Source organism: Spirochaetota bacterium (assembly GCA_038043445.1).
Taxonomy (GTDB): domain Bacteria; phylum Spirochaetota; class Brachyspiria; order Brachyspirales; family JACRPF01; genus JBBTBY01.
Genome location: JBBTBY010000049.1, coordinates 1 through 14,545, shown reverse-complemented (window position 1 = coordinate 14,545; position 14,545 = coordinate 1). Strand labels below are relative to the sequence as shown.

Annotated in this window: 16 protein-coding genes; 10 read left to right on the top strand and 6 right to left on the bottom strand. The window is 54.2% G+C overall.

Annotated elements, in window-relative coordinates:
• Positions 1-47 precede the first annotated feature (47 nt).
• Positions 48-1,250, top strand: coding sequence for a saccharopine dehydrogenase family protein (locus AABZ39_07635; GenBank protein MEK6794631.1), 1,203 nt, complete (start codon positions 48-50; stop codon positions 1,248-1,250).
• A 48-nt stretch (positions 1,251-1,298) separates the two neighbouring features.
• Here the strand turns inward: AABZ39_07635 and hslU are convergent, their stop codons facing one another.
• Together hslU and hslV are read right to left on the bottom strand one after the other, a co-directional pair.
• On the bottom strand, positions 1,299-2,654 hold the full coding sequence (gene hslU / locus AABZ39_07630; GenBank protein MEK6794630.1) for an ATP-dependent protease ATPase subunit HslU: 1,356 nt from the start codon (positions 2,652-2,654) through the stop codon (positions 1,299-1,301).
• Positions 2,651-3,181 carry an ATP-dependent protease subunit HslV gene (hslV, locus tag AABZ39_07625; protein ID MEK6794629.1) on the bottom strand — a complete coding sequence of 177 codons (531 nt, stop codon included), beginning with the start codon at positions 3,179-3,181 and terminating at the stop codon, positions 2,651-2,653. The genes hslU and hslV overlap by 4 nt, the downstream gene beginning before the upstream one ends.
• Positions 3,182-3,257: 76 nt before the next feature.
• Here hslV and AABZ39_07620 point away from each other — a divergent pair, with 76 nt between their 5' ends.
• Positions 3,258-4,187 (top strand): DUF4349 domain-containing protein, encoded by a 930-nt coding sequence (locus AABZ39_07620; protein MEK6794628.1) that lies wholly within the window; start codon positions 3,258-3,260, stop codon positions 4,185-4,187.
• Between the two features lie 5 nt (positions 4,188-4,192).
• On the opposite strand, the gene AABZ39_07615 is transcribed toward AABZ39_07620, so the two are convergent.
• A complete protein-coding gene (locus AABZ39_07615; protein MEK6794627.1) occupies positions 4,193-5,017 on the bottom strand; it encodes a hypothetical protein in 825 nt (274 codons plus the stop codon).
• Between the two features lie 311 nt (positions 5,018-5,328).
• Here AABZ39_07615 and hisC point away from each other — a divergent pair, with 311 nt between their 5' ends.
• From hisC to AABZ39_07595, 4 genes are all read left to right on the top strand, one after another.
• Complete coding sequence (gene hisC / locus AABZ39_07610) at positions 5,329-6,381, top strand: histidinol-phosphate transaminase (GenBank protein MEK6794626.1); 1,053 nt, start codon at positions 5,329-5,331, stop codon at positions 6,379-6,381.
• 131 nt (positions 6,382-6,512) lie between these two features.
• Positions 6,513-7,640 carry a hypothetical protein gene (locus tag AABZ39_07605; GenBank protein MEK6794625.1) on the top strand — a complete coding sequence of 376 codons (1,128 nt, stop codon included), beginning with the start codon at positions 6,513-6,515 and terminating at the stop codon, positions 7,638-7,640.
• 24 nt (positions 7,641-7,664) lie between these two features.
• Positions 7,665-8,732, top strand: coding sequence for a Xaa-Pro peptidase family protein (locus AABZ39_07600; protein MEK6794624.1), 1,068 nt, complete (start codon positions 7,665-7,667; stop codon positions 8,730-8,732).
• 94 nt (positions 8,733-8,826) lie between these two features.
• Positions 8,827-9,927 (top strand): hypothetical protein, encoded by a 1,101-nt coding sequence (locus AABZ39_07595; GenBank protein MEK6794623.1) that lies wholly within the window; start codon positions 8,827-8,829, stop codon positions 9,925-9,927.
• Positions 9,928-9,932: 5 nt separating this feature from the next.
• On the opposite strand, the gene pyrF is transcribed toward AABZ39_07595, so the two are convergent.
• Positions 9,933-10,613, bottom strand: a complete 681-nt coding sequence (gene pyrF, locus AABZ39_07590; protein ID MEK6794622.1) for an orotidine-5'-phosphate decarboxylase — start codon at positions 10,611-10,613, stop codon at positions 9,933-9,935.
• 302 nt (positions 10,614-10,915) lie between these two features.
• Here pyrF and AABZ39_07585 point away from each other — a divergent pair, with 302 nt between their 5' ends.
• A complete protein-coding gene (locus AABZ39_07585; GenBank protein ID MEK6794621.1) occupies positions 10,916-11,665 on the top strand; it encodes an ABC transporter ATP-binding protein in 750 nt (249 codons plus the stop codon).
• Here the strand turns inward: AABZ39_07585 and AABZ39_07580 are convergent.
• A complete protein-coding gene (locus AABZ39_07580) occupies positions 11,662-11,988 on the bottom strand; it encodes an STAS domain-containing protein (protein ID MEK6794620.1) in 327 nt (108 codons plus the stop codon). The genes AABZ39_07585 and AABZ39_07580 overlap by 4 nt on opposite strands.
• A gap of 468 nt (positions 11,989-12,456) precedes the next feature.
• On the opposite strand from AABZ39_07580, the gene AABZ39_07575 reads away from it, so the two are divergent.
• Entirely contained in the window at positions 12,457-13,218 is a 762-nt protein-coding gene (locus tag AABZ39_07575; GenBank protein MEK6794619.1) for a hypothetical protein, read from the top strand.
• A gap of 253 nt (positions 13,219-13,471) precedes the next feature.
• Here the strand turns inward: AABZ39_07575 and AABZ39_07570 are convergent, their stop codons facing one another.
• Positions 13,472-13,981: a hypothetical protein gene (locus AABZ39_07570; protein MEK6794618.1), complete on the bottom strand. Its 510-nt coding sequence runs from the start codon at positions 13,979-13,981 to the stop codon at positions 13,472-13,474.
• Positions 13,982-14,025: 44 nt separating this feature from the next.
• Here AABZ39_07570 and AABZ39_07565 point away from each other — a divergent pair, with 44 nt between their 5' ends.
• Both AABZ39_07565 and AABZ39_07560 read left to right on the top strand, forming a co-directional pair.
• A complete protein-coding gene (locus tag AABZ39_07565) occupies positions 14,026-14,229 on the top strand; it encodes a hypothetical protein (GenBank protein ID MEK6794617.1) in 204 nt (67 codons plus the stop codon).
• Positions 14,230-14,391: a hypothetical protein gene (locus AABZ39_07560; GenBank protein MEK6794616.1), complete on the top strand. Its 162-nt coding sequence runs from the start codon at positions 14,230-14,232 to the stop codon at positions 14,389-14,391. It begins immediately after the preceding gene.
• Positions 14,392-14,545: the final 154 nt, after the last annotated feature.

The following is a 14,545-nucleotide window of genomic DNA, read 5'->3' as shown; positions in this document are numbered from 1 at the left end:
AATTGGACGGTGTTTTACAACGATTTGAGCGCGAGGAGGGCGGCGTTATGGATACGGTGCTTATCATCGGTGCCGGCGGCGTAAGCAATGTTACGACGCAGAAATGCGCATCGCTTCCCGACGTGTTCGGGCGTATCGTTCTCGCATCACGTACGAAGAAGAAATGCGATGCGATCGCCGCTCGCGTGAAAAAACGCTACGGTCGTACCATCACGACGGCAGCGGTCGATGCCGACACGCCCACCGCAGTGGCGGCGCTCATCAGGAAGTACAAACCGTCCCTCGTCATCAATATCGCGCTCCCGTATCAGGACCTGTCCATCATGGAAGCCTGCCTCAAAACAGGTGTCGATTATCTCGATACGGCGAATTATGAGCCGAAAGACAAGGCGAAATTCGAGTATAAATGGCAATGGGCGTATCGCTCGAAATTCAAGCAGAAAAAGATAATGGCGCTGCTCGGCAGCGGCTTTGACCCGGGCGTATCCAATGTCTACTGCGCGTATGCGCAGAAGCATTATTTTGATGAGATACATTCGGTGGACATCGTGGACTGTAATGCCGGGAGCCACGGCAAGGCGTTCGCCACCAATTTCAATCCCGAGATCAATATCCGCGAGGTCACGGCAAAAGGCCGCTATTTCGAGGGCGGTGAATGGAAGCTCACCGATCCGCTCTCTGTCAGCCGGGATTTCGATTTCCCCGAAGTAGGCGTTAAGAAGATGTTCCTCATGTACCACGAGGAATTGGAATCGCTCGCGAAGAACATCAAGGGGCTTAAGCGTATTCGCTTCTGGATGACGTTCGGCGAGCAGTATCTCACGCACCTGCGCGTGCTGGAGAACGTCGGTATGACGCGCATCGATCCGGTCATGTATCAGGGCAGGGAGATCGTGCCGCTGCAATTCCTCAAGGCGGTGCTCCCGGACCCGGGTTCGCTCGCTGAGAACTATACGGGCAAGACCTGCATCGGCTGCGTCATCGAAGGCGTCAAGAACGGACAGGCGCTGCGCAAATTCATCTATAATGTCTGCGATCACGCGGAATGCTACCGTGAAGTGGAGGCGCAGGCGATATCATATACCACCGGCGTTCCGGCGATGATAGGCGCTAAGCTCATGCTTCAGGGCGTATGGAAAAAAGCGGGCGTGCTCAACATGGAAGAGCTCGATCCCGATCCTATGATGGACGACCTCAATAAATATGGTCTGCGGTGGAAGACGGTGGATTGGGCAGCGGCGATAGAATAGCTTTTTTAATCCGGAGGCGTGGTCGCGTGACCCCGCCTGCGGATCATCCTACAGAATATATCTGCTCAGATCCTTGTTCGTCACGATATCCTTCAGCCGTTCCTGGCAATAAGCCTTATCAATGGTGATGTTCTTTCCCGCGTTCGCATCCGCATCGAACGAAAGTTCCTCGAGTATCTTTTCCATTATCGTCGACAGCCTTCGAGCGCCGATATTCTCGGTGTTGCTGTTCACCTCGAACGCGAGCGCGGCGATATAGTCGATGGCCTCATCAGCGTACGATATTTTCACCGACTCTGTCTTTAAGAGCTCCGCATACTGCCGGGTTATCGCGTTCTTCGGCTGGGTGAGTATCTGCCTGAAATCGTCCTGCGTGAGCGCCTTCAGTTCGACGCGTATGGGGAAGCGCCCCTGCAGCTCCGGGATGAGGTCCGAGGGCTTCGTGTGATGGAACGCACCGGCGGCGATGAACAGTATATGATCGGTCTTCACCACGCCGTAGCGTGTGGTAACGCTCGTTCCCTCTACGATGGGCAGAAGGTCCCGCTGAACGCCGTGGCGCGCAACGTCATGGCTGTCCGCACGCCCGGGGGATGCGATCTTGTCTATCTCGTCAAGGAAGATTATCCCCATCGACTGTACGTTCTCAAGCGCGGTGGCGACGACCTTATCCATATCGATGAGCGATTCGGAAAGCTCTTCGATGATATGGTCCCGTGCTTCACCGACCGTCATGTGCTTCGTCTTTTTTCGCTGCGGGGCGATGGATCCGATCATGGACTGGAACGCTTCCATATCCTCGGGGTTCATGCCCGGCATTATCTCCACCATGGGCGTGCGCTGGTTCTTGACCTTTATCTCGACGACGGTGCTTTCATACTTGCCGGCCTTGAGATCGGCACGGAGCTGTTCGCGGACAATGCGCTTTTTCTCCGCTTCTTCGGGCAATTCATTCGCAGCGGCGCCGTCGTTCTCCTGTTTGAGCGACGGGATGATAAGTTCCAGCAGGCGGTCCTCGGCCATTTCCTTCGCTTTCGCCTCGACGTCCTTCAGCATGATGGAGCGCACATCGTTGATGGCGATGTTGACGAGATCGCGCACCATCGATTCCACGTCGCGGCCGACATAGCCGACCTCGGTATATTTCGTCGCTTCCACCTTGATGAACGGCGCATTGACGAGCTTCGCCAATCGGCGCGCTATCTCGGTCTTGCCGCAGCCGGTGGGGCCCATCATGATGATGTTCTTCGGCGCCACTTCATCGCGCATTTCCGGAGGCACTTTCTTTCTGCGCCAGCGGTTGCGGAGCGCTATCGCCACCGACTTTTTCGCCGCTTCCTGACCGATGATATAGGTATCGAGCGCTTTGACTATCTCGCGCGGTGTAAGCCCGTCGGTGCTCACGACAGCACCTCGACGGTGATGTTCTTATTCGTATAAATGCATATCTCCGATGCTATCTCGAGGGAGCGCTTCGCTATTTCTTCCGCGCTGAGCGTTGTGTGCCCCAGGAGCGCCACCGCTGCCGCTTTTGCGTACATGCCGCCGCTGCCTATCGTGAGCACATCGTCGTCGGGTTCGATCACGTCGCCGCTGCCCGAGATGAGGAGTATCTTCTCGCGGTTCGCCACGAGGAGCAGCGCCTCAAGGCGGCGGAGCATCCTGTCGGTGCGCCAATCACGCGCGAGTTCGACGGCCGAACGGGTGATATCCCCGTTATATTCCTCGAGCTTGCCTTCGAATTTCTCGAACAGCGTGAATGCATCGGCGGTGGCCCCGGCAAAGCCGCTTACTACCGCGCCCTTGTGAAGCTTTCGTATCTTCACTGCGCCGTTCTTTACCACGGTATTCCCCATGGTCACCTGGCCGTCGCCGGCAACGGCTACCCGTGTATCACGCCTGACAGCGCAAATGGTCGTCGATCGGAACATCATCTTCCCTTGTTTTTTCATTGCGGTGACGTATAGTATGGCGGAGCGTCTATTTTGTCAACGAACGGAGGAGATCATGCGTAAGAAGATCATCACAGGTCTTATCATCTATGCCGGCGTGTTCGTGTTGTTCTCTGCGCTTCGGCTCATCTACAGCTATGCGTCGGGGGAGCTCCGCTATACCTACAACTCGAGCGGCCGGACCTACGGCCGTGCCGTGCAGCAGGAGTATCAGCAGAACGCCATGAACGCCCCGGAAGGGTCATCGGGCGGCTATTCATCCAAGCGAAATATCGCCACGTACAAGAAGCAGATAAAAAAAGAAAGTGCCGATGTATCATTCGTCAACATCGATCAGAAATATGAGCGCGTTGCATCGATAGCAAGCCATACGTCCGACTTTGACCGCAATGAACGCGAGATGCGTACGAACATCGCAACGTACAATGCCGTCGTCCAGTTCGAGCAGAACTCAGGATTGAAGGGTTCGCGTTTTCTTTCGCTGTCCATCGGCGTGCTCCCCGAGCGTTTCGACTCCATGGTTGAGGATGTCCGGAAGATCGGCACCGTGGTCTCGTTCGAGGTCAATAAATTCGACCGCACGAGCGAGTTCAAGGAAACGAGCGCGAAACGCAGGGCGCTCCTCGCGATGCATACCTCGCTCATGGCGCTGAAAGGGAAGGGCGGTACGGTGAAGGAATTCATCGATCTGGAAAAGCAGATACTCGAAGTGGAGAATCAGATACAGTCCCTCGGCGTGACGCTCGGCGACTATGCGGAAGAGAACGAACTGTGCACGATAAAGGTGTCGTTCTCCGAAGTGCGTACGGCACGCGCGTCATTCGTCAAGCATTGCCTGCATGCCCTTTCCTGGAGCGCCAAGACATATGCGGCCATCACGTTGATAGTCTTCTTCGCCTCATTGTCGATACTTATCTGTGCCGTGCTCGTTGACAAGTCGAAATGGATATTTGAAAAGATAAAGCATGCGCTCGAGAAGAAGTAGTACTCTCAGAAGATATCGTAGTAGAACCTGAGCGAGAATACCCGATCGTCCGCCGTAACGATGCCTTCGAGCTTTTTCGAGAAGCCGGTGTGGCAGTGTATGCGGTCGCTGAAATTGATGCCGACATCGACGAAGAGCTCGACGAAGCTGCCGACGCTGGAATTGAACGTCCAATTGTTGTCATTGCGCACACCGAGTGATATCGCGGCAATAGGCGATGTGACCCACTCAAGCACGGCCGTTGCGAGATATTTGTCGCTTAAGCCGGGTTTTGTCCGTCCGTAAAGCCCGACGTACAGGTTGATCGGTATCACACGCGGTATGACGCCGCCAAGCACGCCGCCGGTGACATTGAGGGCATCGTTCACCGTTCGGTTGCCGTCGAACATGGCAGTAGAGTGCACCGGAATATCGCAGGCGAGGGACAGGGCTGCGGAGAGATACCAGTCGATAAGCGTATATTTCATCGACAATCGTACGGATTCAAGCTCGATAAAGATGATATTCGAACTGTAGCTTACGGCGGTGTGTTCATAGCGCTCGAAGGTGTATTTTATCGGAAGCTCGAGTTTTGCTTCCAGATGCCTGAATGGTGCTATGCGGACGCTCGGTATCCCGCTGATGTGCACGTGCATGAAGGATGAATCGCTTTGCCCCAGATAGGTGTAGGGAACATAGGTCGTTCCGCTTACGAAGAAGCCGCGGTATTCGCCATACGCTGCTTCCAAGCCGATGGTCATGAAATTCGTCTCGGCGACAGGCGAGTGCGGCTGATAAGCGAGGAGCACGGCTGCGGACAAGAGCGCACAGATGGATGTTCGAAGTGCCATGCTCGCACTATACCATACTTGTCGAGCTTCTGCAATTCATCTAACCGCATCGCAGGGCCCCCGAATTGTCACGTAAGAAAATAAAACCACAGAGGGCGCAGAGAGAATGAAAGAGAATACAATGAAAAGATATGGAGGATAATGCGCAGCAGTATTCACCTTTCGGGTGAAAATGTTCAACTCCTCTCTGTGCTTTCTCAGCCTTTTCTCCGTGGTTTCTCTTTAACTTTATGTGAGAAGTTGGGCGGATTATCGCTTGACTTGCCTGTGATTTGCCGCTACACTGAGAACGGTATCGATAAGGATCTGCGATGAAATTCTGGAATACGATGCTGAAAAAACTTCCGCCGTATGTGCCGGGTGAGCAGCCCGCCGTAACGGGACAGGTGATAAAGCTCAATACGAACGAAAGCCCGTTCGCGCCGTCGCCGAAGGCGGTACGAGCGATACGCTCCTTCGACCCCAGGCGCCTTCGGCTCTATCCGCCGCCCAATGCCGATATGCTCTGCGGGAAGATCGCCGCACGCTATGGCGTCGCCCGTGAGAACGTGTATGCCGGCAACGGTTCGGACGAGATACTCGCCGATATCTTCAACGCGTTCGCATCGCCGAAACATCTCGCCGTGATAACCGATCCGACGTATACGCTCTACCGGACGCTCGCGATGCGCTTCAGTGTTCCCTGCAGGGTGATACCGACGCTCCCGGACCTCACCATCGACCTCGATGCCATCCCGAATAAGAGCACATCGACAGCCTTCATTGCCAATCCGAACGCACAAACGGGCATCCTTATCGGGTATGAGCGGCTTGCCGGGTTCATAACGCGTTTCCGCGGGCTTGTCGTCATCGATGAGGCGTATATCGACTTTGCCGGGGAGGGTACATCGCTTCTGCCGCTTATCGCGAAGGCGAAGAACCTCATCGTAACGCGGACGTTCTCGAAATCGTTCTCGCTGTGCGGTATGCGCATCGGGTATGCGTTCGCATCCGCGTCACTTATCGAGGGCTTGTACCGGGTGAAAGACTCCTATAATCTCAATATCCTTTCGCAGATAGCCGCCGCTGCCGCCATTGACGATTACGCATACATGGAAAAGAACGCCGCCGTTGTCTGTGCCGAGCGTTCACGCATGACGGACATCCTCGTCCGCCGGGGTTTCGCCGTGCTGCCGTCCCGTTCGAATTTCATACTTGCCAAACCGCCGGCGCGTTCGGCCCGCGAGCTGTATCTATCGCTCAAGGAAAGGGGTATATTCATCAGGCATTTCCCTGTTCCGCGCCTTAAGGACTTTGTACGCATCACCATAGGCGCTCGCCGAGAGAATGACGCCCTTATTTCCGCAATAGCCGACATCGGATAGAAGCGGATAGCGGTCAATTTTCGACCCGGAAACGCCGAAAATGATAAGGACATGTGACGCGTTGACAGAGCCATGGGAATTGACTACACTTATGGCATGATGATGGCCTGCAGGTGCACAGCGGAAAAGCAATGAAATATGCGTTCTCCATGATATTGGCGCTCTCCATAGCGGCGTTCGCACAGATCGAGAACCTCGGTGTGAACATCAACACGGCGTTCGACGAATTGGCGCCGGTCATTTCATACGACGGGAAGACACTGTTCTTCATACGCGGCGACCGGGCCGATGCCGCGAGCCCGAGTACGGCATACAAGATATTCTCCTCGCGGCTGCTTTCGAGCGGCTGGATGCAGGCGGAGGAGATGCCGTTCCCGTTCAACACGCAGCCCTACAATGCCGTGTTCAGTGCTACCCCGGACGGAAAAAAGCTCCTTGTCCTCGGCTCCTATTCCAACGGTAATTATCGCGGCCCGGGGTGCTCGCTTGTGGAGAATGTCGGCGGTGTATGGAGCAAGCCGCAGGAAGTCAAGATCGACAGTTTTTCCTGGCAGCAGGCGACGAGCTATCTCATGATAGCCGGATTAAGCGGCGGTCAGCGGCAGAAGAACACAGCCTTCCTCTGGAATGACGGACGTACGCTCATCATTTCCTACAAGGAGCAGGAAGAATACGGCAATGACCTTTTTGTGAGTACGTGGAGCAATAATTCATTCTCTCGCCCGCGATCGCTCGGTCTCATGATAAATTCGGATTCCGAGGAGATCACCCCGTTCCTCGCTGCCGACGGGCAGACGCTCTATTTTGCGAGCGACAGGGACGGCAACTTCGATATTTTCATGAGCCGGCGTCTTGACAATTCATGGCGCCGCTGGTCCCCCCCGGTCAGTGTCGGTCCGCCGATCAATACGACCGGCTGGGAGGCGTACTTTTCCATCGATGCGAAAGGCGAGTACGGCTATGTCGTATCGTATAAGAACAGCTACGGCCGGGGAGATATCGTACGAGTGAAGATGACCGAACAGATGCGGCCCAAGGCGCCGACGTCAGCGCCCATCGTCATTGAAGCGCCGCGCATCGTATCGACGACGACCGCGACGGTGGCGCGGCCAGCGTTCACCTTCAATGACGATATGAAATCCGCCTACGACGAGATGATGCGAAAGGTCAAGTCGATAAACACATCGGTCGATGATATCAACTCGAAGGCCGCTGTCATAAAGGTCCCGTCCGATATCCCGCCCGTGCCCGCAAAGTGAACCAGCAGGGACAGGACGGCGATCATGCACAATGAACGGATAGAAAAGGTTCGCGGCGTATGCGAACTCCCGCTCCTTGTGACCGATCATCATCATATCTTCTATCTCACCGGATTTTCCGGGAGCGCCGGGAGACTGCTCATCACCCGTGACGGCGCCTTTCTTTTCGTCGACGCCCGATATTACGAGCATGCAGCAGCGACCGTGCCCTCGGCGAAGGCCGTTCTTATTTCCGGCGATTACGACGTCGGTATCGCGCGTTTCCTCTCCGGGAACGGTGTCGGGAAAGTATCGCTCGATAACGGGGTGTCGATACGAAGCGGTGAATCGTTCACCGAGGCCTGTACGCCCGGCATTGCCGTTGCGTTCGTAGATGACTGTATCAAGCAATTCCGTGAAGTGAAGGACAATGCAGAACGTGCGCTGATAAAGGAGAATCTCCTTTTGGCGGAAACAGCGTTCACAAGAACGCTCGCGTTCGTGAAGGAAGATATGACCGAAAAAGAGCTCGCCGCGGAACTCGACTACCGCATGCGCTCCGAGGGCGGGGATGCGTCGTCGTTCGAGACGATAGTGCTCTTCGGCGTGCGTACCTCGATGCCGCACGGCGTGCCGTCGGACGCCCGTCTTACCCGCGGCGACATGGTGCTCATCGATTTCGGCATGCGGCGCAACGGGTACTGCACGGATACCACGAGGACGTTCTTCTTCGGAAAAGGGAGATCATATGCGAAGCTCGCGAAACTATATGATGCTGTCCGTGAGGCACAGGAAGCAGGCATAGCCGCAGCAGCGACCAATGCACGTGCCGCCGATGTCGATGCAGCGGCCCGCTCCGTGCTTGCAGCGCACAAGCTCGGCGCCTATTTCGGGCATGGGCTCGGCCATGGTGTCGGTGTGGAGATACATGAGGCGCCGACCGTCTCCGAACGCGGCGGTATTGCAGCGCTCAAGGGGGGGAGCGTGGTGACCATAGAGCCGGGCGTGTATATACCGGGGACGGGCGGTATCCGCATCGAGAACATGGTCATTGTGACGAAGAACGGCGGGGCATCGATAAACACTACGCCTGCCGACAGGATAGTGCTGTAGCGATGCCGATAATGGGAGTGACCGGGAGATCGGTTGACTTTCCATCGATACCGCATTATTACAGTATTGATAAAAACGCTGCGAAGACGGTGATATGAAAAGAGCGTTGCTTCTCATAGTAAGCATATTCCCATGCTTTGCCCAGCAGCCGATGGAGAACCTCGGCGAGGCCATCAATACGCGCTACGATGAGCTTGCACCGGTCATCAGCCCCGATGGAAAAACGCTGTATTTCATACGCGGGAACCGCGATGATAATCGCACGAGCACGTCATACCGCATCATGATGTCCCAGCGCAGCGCGCAAGGATGGGAACGGGCCATCGATATGCCTGCGCCGTTCAATCTGCGGTCGGGCGTGAACATGATGCACGGCATGACGGCCGACGGAAGATCGATACTCATCAGCGGTTCGGAGACTTCGTCCGGTTTCGACGGGGCGGGATTTTCACTGATAACACGCTCTACAAATGAAGGCGGCTGGGGCAGGCCGGTCAAACTGCCGATACGTTCCTATGATGCGCTGCTATCGTCCGCCGGGGCCTCGTCGACCGCCGATGTGCTCGCAGTATCCACGAAACGGGTGCCGACGGCATTCCTTGCCGCCGACGGGGTGACACTTCTGTTGTCCATCTTCAGTGAAGAGGAAGCACGCTTTGAGTTATACGTCAGTCATTTGAGCAACAGCGAATGGACGGCACCGCGCAACCTCGGGTCAACGGTCAATTCCGAATTCAACGACATCACGCCGTTCTTTGCCGCTGACGGACGGACGCTCTATTTTGCGAGCGATCGCAATGGCAATTATGATATCTTCATGACGAAGAGACTCGACGATACCTGGCGTCGATGGTCGCCGCCGGTCAATCTCGGTGCGCCGATAAATACCGACGGCTGGGAGGGATATTTCTCCACCGATAGAGGGGGGGAGTATGCATATGTCGTATCCTACAAGAACTCCATGGGAAAGGGAGACATCGTCCGCGTGAAATTGGACCCGCGATTCCGTCCCGGTTCTGAAACGATAGTAACGACGGTCGATGCGAGCATTGTCGTGTCGCGACCGACACCGACGCGGTTCAATGATGACCTGAAATCCGCATACGATGCGATAATGAGCCGCGTTCAGAAGATAAACAACACGGTCGATGACATCAATACCAGGTCGAAGGACATAAAGGTCAAGGGTGAGTAGGGTGATCAGCCTTCTATCACGCGTACGACGGCGGCAGGGTCTGCGGCCGTAGTCAATGAGCGTCCCATGACGACAAAATCGCATCCGTCGGCAAACGCCTGCATGGGTGTGGCTACACGCTTCTGATCATGCGCGCTTTCCCCCGGCATGCGCACCCCGGGAGTGACTATCCGCGGTCCCGTGCCGACCGCTTTTCGTACGGACGCTATCTCGAACGGTGAACAGACTATGCCGGTCGCCCCCGCCCCGACGGCCATGGCTGCCAGCCTCGTGACGTTCTGTTCTATCGGCGGTGTCAGTCCCATATCGCCTGTAAGCGTCGCTTCATCGACGCTCGTGAGTATCGTTACCGCAAGGAGCGTCGTCTTCGCATTCGCTTTCTGTATCGACTGCGCCGCAGCGGCGACCATGGCTTTTCCGCCGAGCGCATGTATCGTCATCATATCGGCACCGAGCGAGCAGGCGTTCGCGACCGCATGGCCGACGGTGTTCGGTATATCGAAGAATTTGAGGTCGAGGAAAACGTTCTTCCCTATCGATTTGAGATATGAGACCGTTGTGCTGCCGGCGCTGAGATAAAGCTGCAGCCCGACCTTATACCAGGAAACATTTTTGCCGAGCGTATCGACCGTGCGTTTCACTTCGTCAAGTGTGTTGCAGTCAAGCGCGCAGATGATGCGGTCCATGTGTCCTCCATCAATCCTTACTACGGTAGCACGCGGGAGGGATTTTGTCAATCCGCCTCGTTTGTCCAATTCCTCACATAAGGAAAAGGAAACCACAGAGATCACGGAGAGAAATGCAGAGAATACAGAGATAGAAGCAGGGTGGAATATGTATATATGTTTTTTGAATTGTACGATATTTTTCTCTGTGCCCTCAGTGGTTCTATTCTCTTTCGTGATATTTTTGGGCATGCATTATATAGTGCTGGACCACTGCATTGACAAAATATTCCCTTGACCATACCATGACGAAGGAGACATAGGTGATAGAAATCAGCGATCTCTACAAGCGTTTCGGTCCGCATGAAGTGCTGCGCGGCGCGACCCTGACCGTCCCGAAGGGAGAGACGGTGGTCGTGATAGGCCGTTCAGGATGCGGGAAAAGCGTGCTGCTCAAGCATATTCTCGGTCTGCTCAAGCCCGACAGCGGCGATATCCTTGTCGACGGTGAATCCATCACCGCCATGGGCGAGGATGGTCTCGGGCGTATACGGAAGAAATTCGGGATGGTTTTCCAGGGAGCGGCGCTCTTCGATTCTCTCAATGTCTATGAGAACGTAACGTTCGGCCTGCGCAATATCGGGGGCAGGACCGAGGATGAGATGCGCGAGAAAGCGAGCAATGTTCTGCATTCCGTGGGACTTCCCGGCATCGAGGAGAAATCGGTGGCCGATCTTTCCGGCGGCATGCGTAAGCGCGTGGGCCTGGCCCGTGCGATAGCGCTCGATCCCGAGATACTCCTCTACGATGAGCCGACGACGGGGCTTGACCCCATCATGTCGCGTGTCATCGATGATCTTATAGTCAAGATGAAGAACGAGCTCGGTGTAACGAGCATCGTCATTACGCATGATATTACGAGCGTGTTCCGCGTGGCGGACCGCGTCTATATGCTCAATGAGGGGCGCATCATCGAGGGCGGCACCTCGGAAGAACTGCAGCGGACGGAGGACCCGTTCCTCCGTCAGTTCATCGACGGAAAGACCGACGGTCCTATCGTGGTGAACGATTAGCGGGCGGGTATGTCGTTGGCGGATGCATAGACCGTAAAGAGGTCGAGGAACATGAGCTTATCGAAGAGTTCGGCTATCTGCGGGTGCAGATTGACGAAACCCATCGATCCTTTTTTCTCTTTCAGTTTTTTATAGAGAAGAAGTATCTTCCCTATGCCGCTGCTCGACACGGCGCGTACATTCCCGAAATCGAGGATGATGTCCTTTTCGTCGGTGGCGATGATATCGGTGAGCTTTGCCTTGAACGTCATGATGGCATCGTCGGCGACAAGGTCGGTATCGACGACGAGGATGACGTAATTCCCTTTTCTGATCGTTTCCATGAGGGACTCCCTCCTTGGCGCATCTGGCGGGTATGTGGACAGGGCAGGATTTGAACCTGCGAAGACCGGAGCCGACAGATTTACAGTCGTTCCCGGACACTTGTCCGCGTTAGATTGCTTTACAACGCATAGAATATCTTTGATTCGTTTAAAAATCAACAGTTTAGGAAGCGGCATTTCGCTTTGCGTTGCTTAACGCTTCTTAAAATCGCACAACAATGTCAATGGGGCGTCAACGGGAAATTCGCACGCGGTCACGATCGATGCGGCTTTCTGGTTACGCTCTCCGATGCACACGCCATATCGGGCCGACAGGCCGGGAAGAAAGTGGCGGAGCGTGTGTATCGGCAATCGGCATGCTCATGTGCGGATAAAAAAACACTGCTATAAGTGGCGGAATTTAAATTTAATGTGGCGCCGTGCAGCCGCCGAGAGCGGCGCAACGGTGCACTACAGGAGTGGTCAAGCATGAAAATAAGTCTACGTGTTATAAAAAATTACGTAAAAGATAGCGATGCGTGGTGGCGGTATTGGATTGTCAAGCTTGTTGCGCGGTATTGTGCCGGCAGGGCGGTTGTATCTCAGATCGCCGTGCTATTGAGCGAAAAGGCGGCGCTGGATTATTCGAACGACAAGCACAAGCTGCGCTCTCGCCTCGAAAAAAAGTGCGCACTATATGACACGTGCATCTATCACGATGAACTGAGCGTTATTCCGCACAGCGACCAGGTGCTTTTAGAAAAGCTGTACGGCGCGGGCATCGAACGGGATTACATAAAGCTTGCCGATCACAGCATGCACTCGCTCGCCGAATTTAAAAAGGCGATAGTACAGGGCGCGCTCATGCATCACTATTTCCGAAATATGCGGCGGCTTGCCGATGATTTGCACCTGTCATACCACTACGTCAAAAAGCTGAGTGCCGGGCTTGAAAAGCGGACTGTATATATGGCCGTGAGCGACCGGGACGATCTGCCGCGAGGCGAAGCGAAGAAAATCGCCGGTGTGGTCCGCACCGAGGATGAACGTGCATACGCCAAAGTCATGAAAGGGAAAGGCGGCGGGCATGTCGTCGTAGTGCCGGTAGGTGTTCATGCCAAGCGCCGGGCGGGGTATCGTCATTATTACGGACGGGGCTTTGAGAACACCAATCCCGGCGGCATTCGTTTCGACAAGCAGGGCGAAGTATTCACCACGCGGCACAATCCGAAAATCGAGGGCGATTTATGAAAACGCATAGGCCGACATATCGGCATATCACTACCGGGAAAATCTATGCCGAATTGGAAATGTTCGCTGAGGTGCAGCGGCAATATATCGCGTGTGCGGACCATTGCGCCATGCCGAATATATTGGCACAATTCGAACAGCTGCCGGACGAGAGCGAGGACGAAAACGAGAGCGCGAATCCCGTGAAAAAATGCGGTTGACAGATTAGAAATCGGTTGACCTTGCATGAAAAACGTTGTAATTTACGGAAATTTTATGCTTGCTTGCTTTTCTGTTGACGCCGTATTGACATATCATGCTTTTTTTTACGGCATGCAGGACTACATGTCGATATTTTTGTACGCCCGCCCCGAAACGTTATCTTTTTTACAATTTTGAAAGGAATATATATTTTTTTAGATGATTCGTTTTGGACAAAGGTTCCGGGTATAGCACGTTCGCAAACAGCGCATTTTTTTTGCGTGTTGTTTATCCTGTCGAAATAATCTTTTTTCTGTTCATCGAACGTCTTTATTTTCACCCTACATCGCGGACAAAATTTCATATTTCGGGGATTGTCTTTATCGGTAAAATTAATAAACTCATTGCAATTGGCACACTTCATTTTTGAAATATTACCCGGAGTAATGATCTCGCGGCGCACGTTTCTACCGTTTTGATATTCGTATTTAAAATCGATTTCATCGGTGCGGATGATTTTTCCGCGCTGTGCTTTTTTTCTAGTAACACGTGTATTTTTAGAATTGCTGGTTGGTTTGTTCATGGTTATAATTATGCCATGAAAACACGAATTTTTCAAGGTGAACTATGCTAGACAAAATCGAACGCTTTTGCATCGGCGATGAACAACGGGCATTCCTCACGCAGCAGGCGCGGCGTTTGGCTTGCTCGAAAAGCTATGTCTTGCGTTTGCTATTGGCGCGGGCAATGTTAGAAAATCAAATCACCGTTTCGACGGCGGTTGAAAATAAAACCAAAAAGACCGGTGAAAAAACCGGCAAGGAAAACTGAATGAAAGTCATCGACTATCGCATCGTGCAAGGCCTCTGCATTGAGGAGGCCGCGCAGAACTTAATCCGCGAGGGCTATCAGCCGCTCGGCGCACCGGGATACAACGGCAATTGCCTTTGCCAGGCAATGGTGAAATATCGAGACGAGGAGGCTGCCGTATGATACGCACATTTGCAGACATCGTACCGCATAACGGCGTGGCATGGCGCTCGATGCGGCCGCAGGATCGGCGCTTCCTCCATGTGTTCGGTGAAAAGGTATTTAACGTCGAATTGAATTATAAAATGCTCACGGACGCCGAAACTGGCCGCCGCAT